This is a genomic window from Anaerorudis cellulosivorans, from assembly GCF_025943985.1.
Lineage (GTDB): Bacteria > Bacteroidota > Bacteroidia > Bacteroidales > Dysgonomonadaceae > Anaerorudis > Anaerorudis cellulosivorans.
This window is the reverse complement of the sequence record NZ_JAPCWE010000002.1, coordinates 121,881-141,864: the sequence shown is the minus strand read 5'-3', so window position 1 is coordinate 141,864 and position 19,984 is coordinate 121,881. Positions and strand designations below refer to the sequence as shown.

Sequence of the window (19,984 nt, the reverse complement as noted above, 5' to 3'; positions counted from 1 at the left end):
AAGGTGAATATCAGTCCAAAAAAGCATCCAGCGCTTTGGTTGGCCTTCCGTCGGCTCCCCATGCGTTTAGGGGGTAACGACTCCACGAACGTGCACCTTCGGGTTCCCAATAAAAAACCCCTAGTCCTTTATTGTCGGGTACCTCCTTCACTTTTTGAATAACGGCTTTCAGCATGTTGTAAGTATTCTCCGGTTTATCGTCTTCACCACCTACTTCTACCACCATTACTTCTTTGTTGTAACGTTGTGCCATATCGATGAGGTTGTGCCCAAGATCTTCTATGGTTTCGGTATAATCGGGTTTCCCTTCGAGCCAGTAGGGATAGTACGACATGCCGATGATATCATATTTCGCACCGTATTTTTCGGCATTGTCGAACCATTGGCGAAACCGTTCGTTGTTGTTTCCCTGATCAACATGCAGTATGATTTTGGTTTGCGGGCTCACAGCCTTAACGGCATCGTAGCCGGCATTGATCAGTTGTGCCAGTTGAGGCCAATTATCAGTATGCCCTTCGGGATAGATCATTCCGGTAGGGATTTCGTTGCCCAATTGTACCCATTCAGGCGTTACGCCGGCTTCTTTTAATGCCGTCATGACATCAAACGTATAGTCGTATAAGGCTTTTTTGAGTTGGTCGAAATCGAGTCCTTCCCAAGCTTTGGGCTTGCGTTGTTTGGAGGGATCAGCCCAACTGTCGCTGTAATGGAAATCAATCATCACACGCATTCCCCAATCTTTTGCCCGTTTGGCCATCGCTACGGTTTCTTCTTTGCTGCAATGACCGCTGAACGGATCATCCGAAGGATTCACCCATGTGCGCAGCCGAATGGAATTGATTCCGTGGTCTTTGAGAATCTTAAAACAATCTTCGGCTTCCCCGTTGTCGTTGTAAAACGTATATCCGCTTGCTTCCATTTGAGGTAACCAGCTGATATCGGCTCCCTTGGCAAAATCCTGTCTCGGAGGTGTCTTGGTGTTGTCTTGCGACTTGCTTTGACAGGAAAAGCCGAATAAAATGAGCGGGATGAGTAGGAAATATTTTTTCATTGTTTTTTAAGATAAATACTCATCCAACAACCATAAGCTGTCGGATGAGTTAAGTTGAGATGTTATTTTTGGGGTTGGTTGGTCATATAAAATACCAGGGAAGCACCATCCATAATGTCTTTGTAGCTTATGGTTTGTTTTGCGTAGGGTTTACCGTTTAGCTCGATTTTTTCTACATACTTATTGTCCTCCGAAATATTTTTAGCTTCCATGGAAAATACTTTCCCGTTACTGACATCGATTTTGGCTGCCGGAATTTGTGGAGCGCCGATCACAAACTCTCCGCTTACCGGATTAACCGGATAAAAACCGAGCGAAGAGAAAATATACCAGGCCGACATTTGTCCGCAATCGTCGTTTCCAATCAACCCGTCGGGCAGATTCTTGTAGAAATCGGTGCAAATTTGGCGAACCAGTTCTTGCGTTTTGTACGGTTGACCCAAATAGGTATAAAGATAGGCAATATGATGACTGGGCTCGTTGCCGTGAGCATATTGTCCGATCAGTCCCGTTACATCGGAAAGCGCATTTTTCGATTTTTCCGTGGTAAAGAATAGTGAATCCAGCCGTTCTGCAGCTTTCTTGTTATCGCCCATCAAAGCCAGCAGTCCGGGAATATCCTGAAGCACATGCCAGGTATATTGGGCGGCGTTTCCTTCGGTATAATCGCCACCTACACTTGAATCGCCGTGTGCCAGTTCAAACGGATCGAATGGCGTGCGCCAGTTTCCTTTGCTGTCGCGTCCCCGCATATAGTTTGTGGAAGGGTCGAACAGGTTCTTATAGTATTCGGCACGTTTTCGGAAAAATTTGGTATCCCTTTCTTTCCCGAGTTTCTCGGCCATCAAACCGGCACAATAATCATCGAATCCCGATTCCAACGTGCGCGAAACCGATTCTACCGTTACCAAATCGAAAGGATAATAGCCGTATTTATCATATATTGTCCAGTCGGATTTCGGATGATTCAGCGTAAGCGATTTTTTTACTTCGTTATACGCGCGCTCCGGATCAAATCCTTCAAATCCTTTCAGATAAGCATCCACAATCATCGGAACCGAATGATTGGCAATCATGGTGTAGGTTTCTTGTCCCCACAATGCCCAGATGGGCAGATGCCATTGTTGTTCGCTGTAATCGAGCATCGAATTCACAAAATCGGGAATCAATTCCGGACTGATGATGGTGTACAACGGATAGGCTGCACGGAAAATGTCCCATTGCGACCAGGTCGAATAAAACTTTCCGCCCGACGATTGCGATACTTCCTTTTTGGGGCCGATATATTTGCCGTCAACGTCGGCAATGTTGTTGGGCTGAATAAACAAATGATAAACGGCAGTATAAAAATTGTTCTTTTGGGCATCCGTTCCCTCAATTTGAATGCGGGAAAAATAGGTGTTCCATTCGTTTTTTGCATTTCGCCGAACAGTATCGAAATCCCATCCCGGAACTTCGGCTTTCAGATTTGCTTTTGCACCTTCCACACTCGCTGAAGACAAGGCAATCTTCATGTTGAGCGTTGTGTCGTTTTTCATATCAAAGGTAAGTATATAACGTGGAGCTTTTTCGCGTGAATCACGTTTGGGGAGTTCTTCTTTTGCAACGATGGGTTTATCGAATGTGATCACGAAGTAATACACGCGCTCAACCCATTCTTTGCGACGGGTATAGCCCGAAATCGTTTTGTCGTTCTCGAATTTTACTTCATTTTCGAGTACATGCGTATGTATCCGATCTTCCGTCCATACCAGTCCGCTTTGGAAGTCGGCCAATATGTTGGCAGCTTTACCTTTGCCAAACGTATATTTATGGAAAGCCACGTGCGGAGCGGCAGTAATCTCTACATGCACGTCGTTGTCGGTTAATTTTACCGTATAATAACCCGGAGAAGCGTCCTCGCTTACCAAATCGTATTTGCTCCGCAAATCTTCGCGTTTATTGCCTGAAAAAGGTTGGATAAGCAAATCGCCGAGATCGATGCAGCCTGTACCGTTTAATCGGGTTTGTGAAAAGCCGTTGATGAGCGAATCGCCATAGACGTATCCGGCACAATATTCCCATGAGTAGTTGCCGGTTTCGGGACCTGCCTGAATCATGCCCAACGGATAGGTTGCTCCGGGAAAGGTGTGACCGGTGAAGGCTGTTCCGATGAATGGATCAACATACTGCGTATAGTCGGGTCCTTCCGTAATGGACTGTTCCTTTTGCTTTTGAGTACATCCAACAAGGATGGAGCTGAATACTAAAATAAATAAAGATACTTTTTTCATATCATGAGGTTTTTATGTCTTAACAAACGCAGTGCCTCCCGCAAAGATAGAAAATAAACCGCTAAATTGTTTATGTTGAGTTGAACTGTTCCACATTGGTCTATTTTTTTGCAGCAGATTGATTCGAAATCCGCATGGAATCCCGAACCAGATAAATGCACAAGAGGATATACATGCCCAACGCCAATACTTGTGCACCGCTACTTTCTGCCCAGGCGCTGTTTTTGAGATCTACACCGGCAAATTTGATGGCTGCACTCACTACGCCCATCAAGGCGCCACCTGCAATAAATCCCGATGCCAACAGTGTGCCCTTTTCTTTTCGAGCGATGTTTAGCGCCTGATCGTTGCTTCGGGAAGAGACATACCGGCTGATGAAGCCGCCGATCAATAAAGGAATATTCAGTTCGAAAGGAATGAACATGCCTAAGGCGAATGCCAGTGCCGGAATCTTGAATATCGTCAGAACAATGGCAATCAAGGCCCCGATGCCATAGAGAATCCACGGGGCTCCGGTTCCCGACATTAATGGATCGATTACTGCTGCCATTGCGTTGGCCTGAGGAGCAACCAGCGCTCCTTCTCCGGTAAAACCGTAGGTTTTGTTTAAGATCATGATTACTCCTCCCACCGTGGCAGCTGAAACTAACGTGCCGAGAAACTTCCAGGTTTCCTGCTTCTTGGGTGTGGAGCCGATCCAGTAACCGATTTTTAGATCGGTAATGAAACCGCCGGCCATGGACAATGCCGTACAAACCACTCCGCCGATAACCATTGCAGCCACCATTCCCGATGTACCTTTCAGTCCTACGGCCACCAGAATAACCGATGCCAGAATCAGCGTCATCAGGGTCATGCCCGATACGGGGTTGGTGCCCACGATGGCGATGGCATTGGCAGCCACTGTGGTGAAAAGGAAAGCGATGATGGCAACAACAAGGATGGCTATAACGGCATGAAGCAGGTTGTGGACAACGCCGAAATAAAAGAAAACAAAAGTGGCAATCAACGCAATAATCGTCCCTATTGAAATGATTTTCATCGGGATATCAAGTTCTGTGCGTTTTACCTTTCCGTCCATTTTCACCCCTTTACCTCTCATTTCATTAGCAGCCAATCCGACTGCTCCTTTAATAATATCCCACGATTTGATGATGCCGATGATCCCGGCCATCGCGATGCCGCCGATGCCGATGTGGCGTGCAAATGTAGAAAAGATTTCTTCCGGCGGGAGTGCCGCAATAGATCCTGTAAAAGCAGGGTTCAATGTGGTTGCCAGGGCGTCGCTTGCCCATGGAAGAAGCGGCACAATCACAAACCATACCAGTGCCGAACCGATGGTAATGATCGCCGCATATTTCAATCCGACGATATAACCCAATCCCAAGACGGCTGCACCGACATTGAGCTTGAACACGATCTTTGCTTGGTTGGCGAGAGCTGCACCGGCAAGGGTGACGCGTGAAGTGAAAACTTCTGCCCATCCACCGAAAGTAGAAACCACGAAATCATAAATTCCGCCGATCAGTCCGGCCATTATCAGGGGTTTGGCCTGATTCCCGCCTTTTTCCCCCGACACCAGTACCTGTGTGGTAGCAGTGGCTTCGGGAAACGGATATTTGCCGTGCATATCGGATACGAAATATTTTCGAAAAGGAATCAAAAAAAGAATACCGAGTATACCTCCCAGCAAGGAACTCAGGAATACTTGCATGAAATTGACCGTGATTTCAGGATATTTTACCTGAAGGATATAAAGTGCCGGGAGGGTAAAAATAGCACCGGCAACTATTACGCCCGAACTGGCACCGATAGATTGGATAATCACGTTTTCGCCCAAGGCATTTTTTCGTTTTGAAGCACCTGACAGTCCCACGGCGATGATGGCGATGGGAATGGCTGCTTCAAATACTTGCCCTACTTTCAATCCCAAATAGGCTGCGGCAGCCGAAAAAAGAACAGCCATCACTACTCCCAGTGAAACGGAGCGAGCATTCACTTCAGGATAGATTTTGTCGGGCGATAATAGCGGTTCATACGTTTCACCCGGTTTTAATTCGCGCATGGCGTTCTCCGGTAATCCTTTAATCTTTTCTTCTTCAAATTCCATTTTTTAATGTTATTAAATAATTGATATACAAAGGAAAAAAGGTAAATTATTTTTCTGTTCTTTATTGTTTTGATGTAAAATTCAGCGACGAAAATACAAAATATTATTAAAATCTGCGAATGATTCGCTATTTTATGTCGAAAACTTCCTGTTTTTTGGGGAAAATAAATACCTTTGTTTCCGGTGAATTTTAGTCACCTGATGGTTATTCGGTTACTGACGAACATTTTTTTCTTTCAGTTGTTACATGGCTTAATTACGGAGCCGAAATCAAGCTTAAATATCAATTCATTATTATGGTTTTCGACTTAGATATGATTCGAAAAATCTATTCGGATCTCCCTCACAAGATACAGCAGGTTAAAAGCGAGTTAAAACGTCCGTTGACGCTCACCGAAAAGATTTTATTTTCGCATTTGGCGGACGATATGCCGATAAAAGATTACAAAAGGGGCATCGATTATGTCAATTTTTCACCCGATCGGGTGGCAATGCAAGATGCTACGGCACAAATGGCGCTTTTGCAACTGATGAATTCCGGTCGCGAAAGGGTTGCTGTGCCTTCAACGGTTCATTGTGACCACCTGATACAGGCATATAAAAATGCTGCAGAGGATTTGCAGACCGCGAAAATAACCAACAAGGAGGTGTACGATTTTTTGCGTGCCGTTTCCAATAAATACGGCATCGGATTTTGGGAACCCGGAGCAGGTATCATTCATCAGGTGGTGTTCGAAAATTATGCTTTCCCCGGCGGAATGATGGTGGGAACCGATTCGCATACCCCTACTGCCGGTGGATTGGGAATGATAGCCATTGGCGTGGGTGGTGCCGATGCCGTGGATGTGATGGCCGGATTGCCCTGGGAATTGAGAATGCCCAAGCTTATCGGCGTGAAGCTCACCGGCAGATTGTCGGGTTGGGCTGCTCCAAAGGATGTGATCCTGAAATTGGCCGGTATATTGACGGTTAAAGGAGCCACAAATGCGGTGATCGAATATTTTGGCGAAGGAGCCGAAACATTGTCGGCAACCGGAAGAGGAACCATCTGCAACATGGGTGCCGAAGTAGGGGCAACGACGTCTATTTTTCCCTTCGACGAAAAAACGGCGCTTTATCTCGAAATCACCGGTCGCAAAGAGGTTGCCGACGAGGCACGCCGCATAAGGGAATATTTGCGTCCCGATCCGGAAGTGATAGAGAATCCGTCAGCTTATTACGATCAGGTAATCGAAATCGATCTTTCCGAACTGGAACCGTATATTAATGGTCCTTTCACGCCCGACGCCGCTCATCCGGTGTCGGAATTTGCCGAAGTGGTGAAAAAAAATAACTACCCGAAGAAAATCGAAGCCGGGTTGATCGGGTCGTGTACCAATTCATCCTACGAAGATCTCTCGCGCGCAGCATCCGTTGTTCGCGATGCACGAAATAAAGGATTGACTGTAAAAGCACAGTTCATCATTAATCCGGGTTCGGAACAGGTACGTTATACGGCCGAACGGGATGGTATCTTGCGTGAATTCGAAGAAGCCGGAGCCGTAATCATGGCCAATGCTTGTGGCCCGTGTATCGGTCAGTGGAAACGGTCGGATGAAAAAACCGATCGACCCAATTCCATCGTTACGTCGTTTAATCGCAATTTTGCCAAACGTAACGACGGCAATCCCAATACCCATGCTTTTGTGGCTTCGCCTGAACTGGTGGCTGCTCTTACCATTGCCGGCGACCTTTGTTTCAATCCGCTTACCGACACGCTCGAAAACGAGCAGGGTGATCAGGTGAAACTTGCCGAACCGGTCGGTTACGAAATTCCTCCGCACGGCTTTGAAGTGAAAAATTTGGGGTATGTAGCTCCTTCACCCGATGGAAGCAGTGTGGAAATACATATCGATCCGCATTCGCAACGATTGCAAAAACTCGAACCTTTCCCGGCATGGGATGGGGAAGATTTCATCGATTTGCCGTTACTCATCAAGATAAAAGGAAAATGTACTACCGACCATATTTCCATGGCAGGTCCCTGGCTTCGTTTTCGCGGCCATCTCGACAATATTTCCGACAATTTGTTTATCGGGGCGGTAAATGCTTTCAATAATCAAACCAATTCCGTGCTCGATCCCGAGACATTGGAATATGTGCCGGTACCGGTATTGGCACGCAAATTCAATGCGAAAGGTATCGGATCGGTTGTGGTTGCAGAAGAAAATTATGGCGAAGGTTCAAGCCGTGAACATGCAGCGATGGAACCTCGCCATTTGAATGTGAAGGCCATTATTGTCAAATCATTCGCCCGCATTCACGAAACCAATCTCAAAAAACAAGGGGTACTGGCACTGACTTTTGTCAATAAGGAGGATTACGATAAGGTGCAGGAAAGAGATAAAATAAGCATTCTCGGATTAAAGGAATTTGCGCCGGGGAAAAATCTCACGGTTCAACTTCTTCATGCCGATGGTACGAAAGAAGTCTTCGAAGCAGCGCATTCCTACAATGCTCAGCAAATCGAGTGGTTTGAAGCGGGAAGCGCACTTAATGCGCGATAAACGGTTAAGTTAACAGATAAAAAACAAACAAAAATGAATACCGACGAAAGAATTAATTTCATAGAAGATAAATATTTGATTTATAAACTGTCGGAATCTATAAAAAAGACAACCGATATCAATAAGGAATTGTTCGCCCAAATGAACGTCAAGCGTGGATTGCGCAATGAAGACGGATCGGGTGTTTTGGTTGGCCTTACCCGTATCGGCGATGTGGTCGGCTACGAGAAACAGCCGGACGGCACACTCAAACCGATTCCGGGAAAGTTGTATTATCGGGGAATGGATGTGGAAGACTTGGTACATGGGGTTCAGCGAGAAAATCGGCCGGGATTCGAGGAAACGGCCTATTTGATTCTATCCGGGGTGCTTCCAAACAAAAGCGAGTTGGAAACTTTTCGTGAAATCATCATGAAAACCATGCCCTTGGAACACAAAGCTACCATGAATATTCTTTCTCTGCAAGGGAAAAACATCATGAATATTCTGGCGCGAAGCGTTCTTGAATTGTATACGTATGACGAAAATCCCGACGATATTTCTCCCGACAATCTCATTCGTCAATCCATCAATCTGATTGCAAAATTTCCAACCATCATTGCTTATGCTTATCAGGTGTTGCGACACAATCAGTTGGCGCGCTCTCTGCATATCCGCCATCCTTACGAAGATCGTTCGGTGGCCGAAAATTTTCTTTTCATGATGAAAGGAAAGGATGCTTATACCGATCTGGAGGTGAAAATACTCGATTTGGCGTTGATCCTTCACGCCGAACACGGCGGAGGAAACAACTCTACTTTTTCGGTGCGTGTGGTGAGTTCTACCGAAACCGATACCTATTCGGCTATCGCGGCCGGAATTGGTTCGTTGAAAGGTCCATTGCACGGTGGTGCTAATATCAAGGTGAAAGGGATGCTCGACGATATGAAGAAGAATATCAGCGATTGGAAAGATACCGACGAAATCGATGCTTATCTGCTGAAGATCCTGAATAAAGAGGCGTACGATCGCAATGGATTGATTTACGGCATTGGGCATGCAGTATATACCATTAGCGATCCCCGTGCACAGTTGCTCAAAGAAATGGCCGAACAGCTGGCAAAAGAAAAGCATCGCGAGGAGGAATTCGAATTTATGAAACGTATCGAAGAGCGTGCCGTCAAGATATTTATGGATTATAAGGGGTCTCATGCAAAAAGCGCTAAACAAGTGTGCGTCAACGTGGATTTTTATTCGGGATTTGTGTACGATGCTATCGGCTTGCCGAGTGAAGTTTTCACCCCCTTGTTTGCCATGGCCCGCATTGTGGGTTGGAGTGCCCATCGCATCGAGGAATTGAATTTCAGCAGCAAACGTATTATCCGCCCGGCGTATAAGAATGTGCTCGAAACACAGCCTTATGTTCCTATTCATGAGCGATAAACGTAAGGGTGCAATGCGATTATTTTTATAGAAGACCGCTTGATATAGTTTATAGAAGACCGATTAATATAGAATGAAGAAAATTAAAGTAGAAAATCCCGTAGTGGAAATGGATGGCGACGAGATGGCGCGCATCATCTGGGCGTTCATTAAGCAACAGCTCATTTTGCCTTATCTCGATTTGAATATAAAATATTTTGATCTCAGTATTCAGCATCGCGATGCAACCGATGATCGGGTAACAATAGAGGCAGCCGAAGCGATTAAGCAATACAATGTAGGTATCAAATGTGCCACCATCACTCCCGATGAAGCGCGTGTAAGGGAGTTCGGATTAAAAAAGATGTGGAAATCGCCCAACGGAACCATCCGGAATATCGTCGGGGGAACAGTGTTTCGCGAACCCATCATATGTTCCAATATCCCACGGTATGTGCCGGGATGGACAAAGCCTATCGTGATCGGTCGTCATGCATTTGGCGATCAATATAAGGCTACCGATAAGGTGATTAAGGGAAAAGGCACACTGAGCATGACCTTTACGTCCGACAACGGCGAAACGCAAAGCTGGGAAGTGTATCGTTTCGACGGCGACGGTGTGGCTATGACCATGTACAATACCGACGAATCGATCTACGGGTTTGCCCGTTCTTCGTTTCAAATGGCACTGAACAAAAAATACCCGTTGTATCTTTCCACCAAAAACACCATTCTCAAAGCGTATGACGGACGATTCAAGGATATTTTTCAAGAAGTTTACGAAAAAGAATTCAAAAACGCGTTCGAGAAAGCGGGCATAACCTACGAGCACCGCTTGATTGACGATATGGTGGCTTCGTCGCTTAAATGGAATGGCGGATTTGTGTGGGCATGTAAGAATTACGATGGCGATGTGCAGTCGGATGCCGTAGCTCAAGGTTTCGGTTCGCTGGGTATGATGTCTTCCGTGTTGATAACACCCGACGGCAGAACGGTGGAAGCAGAGGCTGCTCACGGCACGGTAACCCGTCATTACCGTTTATACCAACAGGGAAAAGAAACTTCAACCAATCCCATTGCTTCTATTTTTGCATGGACGCGCGGGTTGGCTCATCGCGGCAAACTCGATAATAATCCGGCATTGATCGATTTTTGTGAAAAATTGGAACGCGTCTGCATCGAAACCGTCGAAAGCGGGAAAATGACCAAGGATCTTGCCTTGCTGGTTTACGGTAACCGGTTGACCCGTGATAACTATCTGAATACGCAAGAGTTTTTGAATACGCTGAAAATCAACCTTGAAAAGAAATTGGAATAAATTCCGCACAAGATCGTTAAACGATTTAAAAAGAGGGTGTATCACATTGTGTTTTTGCCCTCTTTGCATTTGTACTCCTTATCAGAGGACAATTTCAAAATTTAATTCTCGGCGGCTTATTTTTTATATTGATGCAGCCTCCTTTTGTGTCGTTTGCCTTATTACAATGTGATACACCGCTTTTTGTCTCGTTTGCCTCAAACGGGTTCAATTGGTCTCTATGAATCCTTCTTTCGATGAATTCCGAGTTAGAAGCCGAAGCCTTCGATTTCGATTTCTTCCGCTTTTTCTTCTTTGATCTCGATTCTGTTTTGCGTTTCCAGTCCTTCCACATAAATAGCCTTATACGGAATAGCCGGGCAGATTGATTCGCATCCGCCGCAACCTACGCAAATAGAGGGTTCGATATGTGGTATGGTGAGCGCACCTTTGTAAGGCACCATACTCACGGCTTGCGTCGGACAATGTTCGGAGCAGGCACCGCAACTTGTCTCATCGTAATAAACGATGCAGTTTTCGAGAATGAAATGCACCTGACCCATTTGGGTTTGGTGTTTTTCCTCAACAGTCAACGGTTTGAGTGCGCCGGTAGGGCATACATCGCCGCAAATCGTGCAATCGTAATTGCAGAAGCCGTGATCGAAATACAAAAGCGGCTGCATCATCCCGCCTAAGCCGTATTCCAAAAATGCCGGTTTTATGACGTGCGATGGACATTTGCTTACGCACAGATGACAGGATATGCATTTTTCCCGCAAGTGATCGAAATCGATAGCACCCGGAGGAGCAATCGGTGTTTGACGTTTGAGCTCTTTTTTGGGAAGCAGCTTGCCTGCTGTTTCCTGAGCAATCAGATTACCTGCGGCAATGGCGGTTAACACTGTTGCCGAAAGAAACCGTCTTTTGGATGAATCGACCGATTTGGCGGGTTTGTCGTACGAATATGCCGGCATAGGATTCACTATTCTTTTCCTGCGCGGGAGAACGGGAGCGTACTTTATGGCATCGCGATTGCAACTTTCTATGCAGTTGAAACAGGTGACGCAGCGACTGTAATCTATTTTTTTGTTTTTGGCATCCAAACACGATGCTTTGCATTTCATGGTGCACAGACCGCACGAGTTGCATTTGTCGTCTTTAAATTGTATTTTAAAGAATGAGAATCTGCTCAAAAAACCCAGAACAGTTCCTACAGGACAGAGGGTATTGCAATAGGTTCGGCCGTTGCGCCACGCCAGAAGGCCGATTCCCGCTAAGGTGATAAGTGCAATAATCGTGGAAAACAGCCCCAATCCGTATATCGCAACTTTATAGAAGGTATAGTTGCCGAAGGAGGTAAATATAGCTTCGAGTACATTGTTTCCCGCCAGATAGGCCGGGCGGAAAAGATGGGTAACCATTCGTCCGTAGGCTCCATAGGGGTCGAGTAAGCCAAGCAGGAAGGTAAAGCCGAAAAGAAAAGTAATCACTACGGCAGCCAATACACTCCAACGGAGCACGGTTTTGGCTTTACTGTAGGTGTATCGTTTCTTTTTCGTGAATTTTTTCGACAACCCTGCCACCACGTCCTGGTATATTCCCATTGGACAAACAGAGGAACAATAGATCCGCCCGAATATCAGCGTAAGCATCACCAGTGCAACGATGATGCCCACATTGAGTGCCAATACGGCAGGGATAAATTGTATCTCGGCCAGGAAGCTGAAACGCTGAGGCAGAAATCCCCTGAAATCGAGGAAATAAAGGGTAATCAGCGAAACTAACACGAGAGATACGATAACCCGGATTTTTTTCAGCATCATGCCCTCTTATTTATATCTTGATTCTTTTGATTTTCAGACTGTCGAGGTTCATCGTTCCCAATCCCAGCGCCTGAGCATTGGCAATGTGTTTGACTTTTTCAATCGGCATTTCGCGAACCTGGTTGAAGAAATTGGCGGCAGCCGTATCTACGGCAACGATATCTTGCGATATGAAAAGCCCTTTGGCGAGTACCACATCCGAAGGCGATTTTCCTCTCGGTCCATTGGTCTTCATGATTCGGTAGGCATCTACCACGTTCAACACGGGTCGTTTTTCGTATGCACAGATATCGGCAATACATTGCTGCAAATCGTGAGCATGGAAATAACCCCTATCCCACACAATTCCCATATAATTTTTCATGGAAATAGTGAGTTGTGCGCCACCATGATTCTTCAGACAGGGAACATTGATCCATTTGTCACTGTCCACAATGGCTTCGTGAATTTTTGCCGACTTCAGGTTTTTCCCTTTCGGAACGGAAACTTCCTTGTAATACGATTCCTGATGGGCGGGCACCACTTTGGCCCCTGCAGCTTTAGCGGCTGCTTCTATGCCGCTGTTGGTATAACATCTGCGCCACTCGTCGCATGGATGATCAAACACGACAACCTCTCTTGCTCCTGCATCGAAACATTGTTTGATGATTTCGGCTACAAGTTTGGGGTTGGTATCGGCTCCCATTTCGGGAGGTTGATCCCATCCGATATTGGGTTTTACGCATACTTTGTCGCCTTTGTTTATGAAGTTTTTCATTCCTCCCATTTCGGTGATGGCTTTGCGGAACATCACTTCCGGTTCGCCTCCCATCACGGCTACCAAATCGTATTTGGCTGCCTGGGTTGTTTGGAAAGATTGCGTGAGAATGCTCATCGCTTCCGCATCCTTAATGGTGGTCAAGGTTGCGCCGCTCAGTGCTATGGCTTTTAGAAAATTTCGTCTATCCATAGTTGTATCGATTAATAATAAAATAATTTACGAATAAAGTAGTGTTCTTTGTTTAAAAATTCAGCCGGACACCTCCAAATACGGTTGTACCGGGCATGGGGTATCCTGCCATGATTTCGTAGGATTCTCCGAGCAAATTTTCGCCTCTCAAAAAGAAAGTCAAGTCGTTTAAAACCCGATAGTTGATTCGGGCATTCCACAAGGTGAAACTTTCTTTTACCGGTTGGGGTGACGTTTGCGTGTACAGATTCCCGATGTATTGGATCCCGGATGCAATGCTCCATCGGTTTTTGGTATAGTTTCCGCTGATGTAGAGCTTGTGTTCGGGTGCCATACGTATTTTGTAGGTCATGTCCAGCAAACTGTAATTGGCCGAGAACCGGAGATGATTTGTTGCCTGATAACTTGCGGTGATTTCCATCCCTTTATTTTCGATTTTTCCGGTATTGACATTCCGCGGCTTTCCGTTCACCGGTTCCACCTGTATCAGGTTGTCCCCTTCGATGTAATACACGTTCAATCCCATATTGATTTTGTTGTTTAACAAGGTCTGCAACACCGATATTTCGTAATTGACAAGCCGTTCGGGCTTGAGATCGGGGTTCTGTGGCGGAAACATGTACATCTCACGAATCGTGGGATTTCGGTATCCTTTGCTGACGATGGCTTTCAACACCGTGGTAGCCGAAGCCGTGAAACTTACACCGGCTTGCGGAATCCATTCCCAACCGTTGATCTCGTGATGATCCCGGCGGATGCCGGCGTTGAGTGTCAGGCGGTTGTCTAAAACCTGTTGCTGTACATTCACATAACCGGCAACCGTGTTTAGGCGGATATCGGCCAGCGGCACATCGGGGGTATCGTCAAGATACCGGTTCCACGCTTTCCCTCCCAATCGTTTGTAGTCGAAACCTGCCGTAGTAGTGTTGCCGGGGAAGAAAACATACGATTGAGCAACCGTAAACCCCAACATATGATCGGTTGAACGAAACCGATACGTTTTTGGCTCCGCTCCGGCGGCATAGCCGTCGTCGATGGTGTGCGAACCGAAATTATAGAAAAATTTCAAGCTGCCCGATGTGCGATCGTATGCATTTTCAACAACCAGCGAGGTCATTCCTCTCGTAATATCGGCATCGTTGTCGTTGATGGGCGAAGAAAGCGTTCCGGGATTCGATGCGTTGGTGTTCGAGATATTCAGATCGATGAACGATGACCAATTCGTCGAAAAGTCGTATCCCGCTTTTCCATAACCGCTCCATTGCTCAACATCCATGTTTTTGCGATGTCCGTCGGAACGATTGTACCCGACATTGGCATTGGCGTGAAATCGGTTCTTTTTCCATCCGCTCGACAGTTCGGCCGAAAGCGTTTGGTAACTTCCGTATTGGGTTTGAACGGAATGATGCCAACCGTCTTCCCGCTGTTTTTTGGTAATGATGTTGATCACACCTCCCATTGCATTGGAACCGTAGAGCACCGAAGCAGGACCGCGCACCACCTCAACCCGTTCGGTCATCATCGATTGATAGCTGTCGGCAAGCGGATGCCCCATCAGTCCCATATATTGCGGATTACCGTCGATCAGGATCAATACACCCGTCGTGGGTGCTCCGCCGATTCCCCGGATGTTCATGCTTCCCGCCGCACCTTCTGCCACGCCGTACCCCATCACTCCCCGTTGCGAGATAAAAAGTCCGGGAACTTCCTCGGCAAGCAAGGGCAGCAGCGAAGGCTGCAGCCGGTTTTCGATTTCTGCTGCCGATACCACGGAAACACTCATGGGAACGTTTCGCAGGTTCACCTTGGTCATGGTGGCCGTTACCACCACTTCTTCCAGCCGGATCGTATCGGTTACATTATTCTCATCGGCAAAAAGCGGAACAACTGCCCCCAAACAGATACCTATGTATAGCGCGATTTTTTTTACAGCAACCATGGAAATCTGAAACAGGGTTCGTCATATAGCGAATAATCGGCCTTTCCGTTTACCGCAAAGGTTTTTATTTGCCCGGCATCATGTAAAAGATCGATGGCGAATTGTACAGTCGCCCCTGTTTTGATGCGATCTTCCACCAAAAGAATTTTTTTTCCTTGGTATTCGAAATCGATAGGCGAAACAAGTTTCGGCCGATCGTATTTCGGCTTCTGTTGGGGATCGCGGAGGTTGATTTTCAACAGTTGAATGTCGATATTCAATAGCTGATTGAGGATAGCGGCCGGGATGATTCCCCCATTGGCTATGGCAACAATCATATCGAACGTTTCGTGAAATTCGATTTCGCGAAACCGCTGTAATATTTCTTCAAATGACTTTTCTACCGGCATGTGGCGTGGTTATGCTTTGGCTTTAGCCAACGCTTTCAATACAGCATAGCCGCCGAAAAGCTGAATCAGCATGCCCGGAACACCCATCCTGAAATCCTGCACGGCAACAAAAAAGCTCCCCGTCATGGCCCATTCCAGTCCCGTACCGATAACCTGATAAGCAAGAATGGCCAACAGGATTCCCACTATCGATATTTTGCCGAAATGTTTTGCTGCCAGTGCGGCTGCAATGGCCAGGATAACCGACTTTGTCATGATAGCCGGAAGCATGGCAGCGACAGGCATGCCGAATAGCAAACTGTTGGCCAGCGGCGATAAAACGGCGGTAAGCAATCCTACATACATACCGTATTTATACGCGGCAATCAGCGTGAAGAAATAGATGGGAAGGAAGATCAATCCGCCGTTGGGAACGAGGTGTGCCAATTGCGGTAGAAGCAAATTTCCCAACAGGAAAAGCCCCGCAAAAAGATAGGTCTTTATATTGCTGAGGTTAAGCGAATAAAGTTTTGTTGTTTCCATAGGGATACGTTTTAATGGAATTATTTTTGATTTTCTCTTTTGTCGATAAACAAAGCTATAAATATTTTGCCATATTTATGCAGAATAGGTTGTTATTTTTATTTAATAAGGGATCATTTGCCATGTATCCTGTCATTGCTACGCCACGCCAATAATTATCCCCTTCCCCGATGAAATTTATAAGCTATCCCCGAAATCCGCTTTAAATTTTGCCATAAGCTTTTGCGGCCAATCGCTCACAGGCTCCAGGCCACCCATAAAGAAGCGAAGTACAGGAGGTTCATATACAAAGCGTAATCCACCGATAAGCTCCCGGTTTTCATACAGCCAAGTCATCCGGTCAACAACATATTTAATTTGCGAAAGCGTAAATACGCGTCGCGGAACAGCCAGCCGCACCAGCTCCATATTGGCAAGGGTTTCATTACCATCCTCATCCCGCTGATTCGAAAGCGTACCCCTTTCCATTCCCCTTATTCCCGAAACCAGAAACAGCGCAGCAGCAAGTGCACCGGCCGGATATTCGTTTTGCGGGATATGTTTGCATATCTCCATCGCATTAACGTGTGCGCCCAACACACCCGCGGGTTTAACCATAGGCACACCATGGTCATCGAGGGATTTAACAAGATAAGCGATGAAATCGGGACTTTGACGAATCATCGTTTCATCGAGGGTTTCATATAACCCCACAGCCATGGCTTCGATCTCACGTACGGAAATTCCTCCATAGGTAAGAAATCCCTCGAAAAGCGGTATAAGTGGTTCCAGTTCACGGTAGATCTCATGGTCATTTGTACATATTCCTCCACCTCGTGAAGAGCTTAATTTTCGGGCAGAAAAGTAAACGATATCGGCCAAATCGGTCATTGTTTTGATGATCTCCCCGAGAGAACAATTTTTAAACTCCTCTTCACGAAGATGGATCAGATAGGCATTTTCGCCCAACAAACTCGCATCCAGCACAAGTCGAATGTTATATTTGTCGGCAATAGCCCTTACTTCTCTCAAGTTTTGGATGGAGAACGGTTGGCCTCCAATCAGGTTGGTAGAAGCCTCCACGCGAATGAACGGGATATTTTCGGCTCCATGGGTTTTTATGGTCTCCTCCAACTTCTCGATATGCATATTTCCCTTAAAAGGGTAATCCGAATCTACGTTGAAGCCTTCGTCGTACAACAATTCGGTAACCCTTCCCCCGTATTGCGTAATGTGCGCCATGGTTGTTGTAAAATGATAATTCATGGGAATAAGGTTTCCCTTGCGAATGTAAGCATGGCAGAGAATATTCTCGGCAGCCCTGCCCTGGTGAACCGGCAGAAAATATTTTTTGCCGAGAACATCTTCAACGGCCTTTTGCAGCTTGAAAAAACTTTGCGATCCTGCGTAAGCATCGTCAGCCTGCATCATTGCGGCTATCTGGTTATCGCTCATTGCATTGGTTCCACTGTCGGTCAACATGTCCAGGAAAACATCCTTGGTGGTGAGCCGGAAGGTGTTGAATCCACCCTCTTCCAACGCTTTAAGCCTTCTCTCGATGGGTACCAAATGTAATTTTTGTACCACTCTTACTTTGTGTAACTCTAAAGGAATATTCTCTCCGTAATAAAATTTGATTTCTTCCATAAAATTTAATTTTCTTCATTCTGTTTTAGCATTCTTTTGAATCGAACTTACCCGTATTTGTGCTTGGTTTTCTCGAAAAATGCGATTTTAAGCAAGCTGATTACCGGTAAATCCAAATACTAAATCGCAAAAGTATATGAAAAGCCAACTATTTCCAAGACCGCGCAACAAAAAAAGTTGTATCGTCCTGATTTTTGTTTACATTCACCGTAAAATTATTTCAGGACACGACACAGGAATAGACACCTTCCTCGCACCAAGGCCGTACCATCCTCGCTCCATGCTTGCATCAGGGTTGCGTCGAGTCTGCATGACAATCGTGCGGTTTATGTAGTGTACATGCGGGTTTCAGGTATCATCAACCTGTGGAATTTGGAGCTGTTGTCCCTGCCTTGGAGCGAACAAAGAGCGAAGAAGGAGCGAAGGAAATGCAGAAAAGAAGCAGAAAAGAAGCAAAAAACTATCAACTTCTTTTTTTGTTTCATTAAATAAATTAGTATATCTTTGTTTTTTAGTTAAATGATTTATAAACGCTACGGTGATGGGAGAAATGAAAAAAATAAATGCATTTATTTTGTTTTCGAACGTCGAACAGACCAATCAGACGGTTGAGGAGCTGAAGCAATCGGGTTTAGTTCATAAAATTTTTTTGTTGACCGATAAAAACACGGATGAAACCATCGGCGGCTGTGAAAAACTCTGCATCGATGCCTTGCAAAGCACAAAAACAATGAAGGAAATTGCTCGCAACTCCACTGCCGACTACACCTTGATTTATCTGAAACCGACCGTACTTCGATTGGGGTATTTCGGCTTGGAGCGCATGCTTCGTATTGCCGAGGATAGTCGGGCAGGGATGGTATATGCCGATCATTACAGGGTAATAGACGGCATGAAAAAGCCGCATCCGGTGATCGATTATCAGGAGGGAAGCCTGCGTGACGATTTCGATTTCGGTTCGTTGATGGTCTTCAATGCCATTGCATGGAAAAAGGCGGTAGAAAACCAGGAAAACGAATCGTACCGGTTTGCCGGGTTATATGACCTTCGACTGAAAGTTTCGCAAAAACACCCTATTGTGCATATCAATGAATACCTTTATACGGAAATTGAGCAAGATACCCGTAAATCGGGAGAAAAACTTTTCGATTATGTGGATCCCAAAAACCGCGCTGTGCAGATCGAAATGGAACAGGCCTGCACACAACATTTGAAAGAGGTGGGAGCGTTTTTGGAGCCCAGGTTCGAAAAAATGAGGTTCGACAAGGATTATTTTGAATGCGAAGCATCCGTCATTATTCCCGTACGCAATCGCATACGAACCATTCGCGATGCCATCCGGTCGGTATTGATGCAGAAGGCCGATTTTAAATTCAACCTCATTGTGGTCGATAATCATTCGACCGATGGCACTACAGAAGCTATCGATGAATGGAAAGACGATAAACGCCTTATCCATCTTATTCCCGACCGTGACGACCTCAGCATCGGCGGGTGTTGGAACCTTGCGGTGCATCATGAACAGTGTGGAAAGTTTGCTGTACAGCTCGACAGCGACGATGTGTATAGCGGAGAAGATACGTTACGGAAAATCGTCGATGCTTTTTATGAACAAAATTGTGCCATGGTGGTGGGTACGTATATGATCACCGATTTCAACATGCAGATGATTCCTCCGGGAATCATCGATCACCGGGAATGGACTCCGGAAAACGGGCACAACAATGCGCTGCGAATTAACGGCTTGGGTGCTCCGAGAGCTTTTTATACGCCGCTGCTTCGCAAAATAAAACTACCGAATACCGGGTATGGAGAGGATTATGCAGTGGGGCTGAACATTTCGCGCCGCTACCGTATCGGACGTATTTATGATGTCTTGTACTATTGTCGACGTTGGGAAGGGAATAGCGATGCTGCGCTCAATATCGAAAAAATGAATGCCAACAATCTCTACAAGGATCGTATTCGAACGTGGGAGTTGCTGGCCAGAAAGCAGATGAATGCCGGGCGCACACTTGACTGAAATTACGTCACACACATCTCAAAACAGATAATTAT

General features: G+C 46.0%; 13 protein-coding genes. 4 read left to right on the top strand and 9 right to left on the bottom strand.

Annotated elements, in window-relative coordinates; all coding sequences use genetic code 11:
• Window positions 1-10: 10 nt before the first annotated feature.
• The 3 genes from OLM34_RS01415 to OLM34_RS01405 form a co-directional block, all read right to left on the bottom strand.
• On the bottom strand, window positions 11-1,051 hold the full coding sequence (locus tag OLM34_RS01415; RefSeq protein ID WP_264404715.1) for a glycoside hydrolase family 53 protein: 1,041 nt from the start codon (window positions 1,049-1,051) through the stop codon (window positions 11-13).
• 62 nt (window positions 1,052-1,113) lie between these two features.
• The gene (locus tag OLM34_RS01410; protein ID WP_264404713.1) at window positions 1,114-3,324 is read right to left on the bottom strand and encodes a GH92 family glycosyl hydrolase; all 2,211 of its coding nucleotides are present in this window, start codon (window positions 3,322-3,324) and stop codon (window positions 1,114-1,116) included.
• A 100-nt stretch (window positions 3,325-3,424) separates the two neighbouring features.
• Window positions 3,425-5,434 carry an OPT family oligopeptide transporter gene (locus OLM34_RS01405; protein WP_264404712.1) on the bottom strand — a complete coding sequence of 670 codons (2,010 nt, stop codon included), beginning with the start codon at window positions 5,432-5,434 and terminating at the stop codon, window positions 3,425-3,427.
• Window positions 5,435-5,730: 296 nt separating this feature from the next.
• Between OLM34_RS01405 and OLM34_RS01400 the strand changes: the two genes are divergently transcribed.
• The 3 genes from OLM34_RS01400 (at window position 5,731) to OLM34_RS01390 (ending at window position 10,699) form a co-directional block, all read left to right on the top strand.
• A complete protein-coding gene (locus tag OLM34_RS01400) occupies window positions 5,731-7,980 on the top strand; it encodes an aconitate hydratase (protein WP_264404711.1) in 2,250 nt (749 codons plus the stop codon).
• Window positions 7,981-8,040: 60 nt separating this feature from the next.
• A complete protein-coding gene (locus tag OLM34_RS01395; protein WP_264404838.1) occupies window positions 8,041-9,402 on the top strand; it encodes a citrate/2-methylcitrate synthase in 1,362 nt (453 codons plus the stop codon).
• Window positions 9,403-9,475: 73 nt separating this feature from the next.
• Window positions 9,476-10,699: an isocitrate dehydrogenase (NADP(+)) gene (locus OLM34_RS01390; RefSeq protein ID WP_264404709.1), complete on the top strand. Its 1,224-nt coding sequence runs from the start codon at window positions 9,476-9,478 to the stop codon at window positions 10,697-10,699.
• A gap of 248 nt (window positions 10,700-10,947) precedes the next feature.
• On the opposite strand, the gene OLM34_RS01385 is transcribed toward OLM34_RS01390, so the two are convergent.
• From OLM34_RS01385 to OLM34_RS01360, 6 genes are all read right to left on the bottom strand, one after another.
• A complete protein-coding gene (locus OLM34_RS01385) occupies window positions 10,948-12,498 on the bottom strand; it encodes a 4Fe-4S binding protein (protein WP_264404837.1) in 1,551 nt (516 codons plus the stop codon).
• 13 nt (window positions 12,499-12,511) lie between these two features.
• Window positions 12,512-13,450, bottom strand: a complete 939-nt coding sequence (locus tag OLM34_RS01380) for a DUF362 domain-containing protein (RefSeq protein ID WP_264404707.1) — start codon at window positions 13,448-13,450, stop codon at window positions 12,512-12,514.
• 52 nt (window positions 13,451-13,502) lie between these two features.
• Window positions 13,503-15,389: a TonB-dependent receptor gene (locus OLM34_RS01375; RefSeq protein ID WP_264404705.1), complete on the bottom strand. Its 1,887-nt coding sequence runs from the start codon at window positions 15,387-15,389 to the stop codon at window positions 13,503-13,505.
• A complete protein-coding gene (locus OLM34_RS01370) occupies window positions 15,377-15,778 on the bottom strand; it encodes a phosphoribosyltransferase (protein WP_264404704.1) in 402 nt (133 codons plus the stop codon). The genes OLM34_RS01375 and OLM34_RS01370 overlap by 13 nt, the downstream gene beginning before the upstream one ends.
• Window positions 15,779-15,787: 9 nt before the next feature.
• Complete coding sequence (locus tag OLM34_RS01365) at window positions 15,788-16,300, bottom strand: ECF transporter S component (protein WP_264404702.1); 513 nt, start codon at window positions 16,298-16,300, stop codon at window positions 15,788-15,790.
• A gap of 177 nt (window positions 16,301-16,477) precedes the next feature.
• Window positions 16,478-17,926 carry a tryptophanase gene (locus tag OLM34_RS01360; RefSeq protein ID WP_264404700.1) on the bottom strand — a complete coding sequence of 483 codons (1,449 nt, stop codon included), beginning with the start codon at window positions 17,924-17,926 and terminating at the stop codon, window positions 16,478-16,480.
• A 550-nt stretch (window positions 17,927-18,476) separates the two neighbouring features.
• On the opposite strand from OLM34_RS01360, the gene OLM34_RS01355 reads away from it, so the two are divergent.
• The gene (locus OLM34_RS01355; RefSeq protein WP_264404836.1) at window positions 18,477-19,949 is read left to right on the top strand and encodes a glycosyltransferase family 2 protein; all 1,473 of its coding nucleotides are present in this window, start codon (window positions 18,477-18,479) and stop codon (window positions 19,947-19,949) included.
• Window positions 19,950-19,984 lie beyond the last annotated feature (35 nt).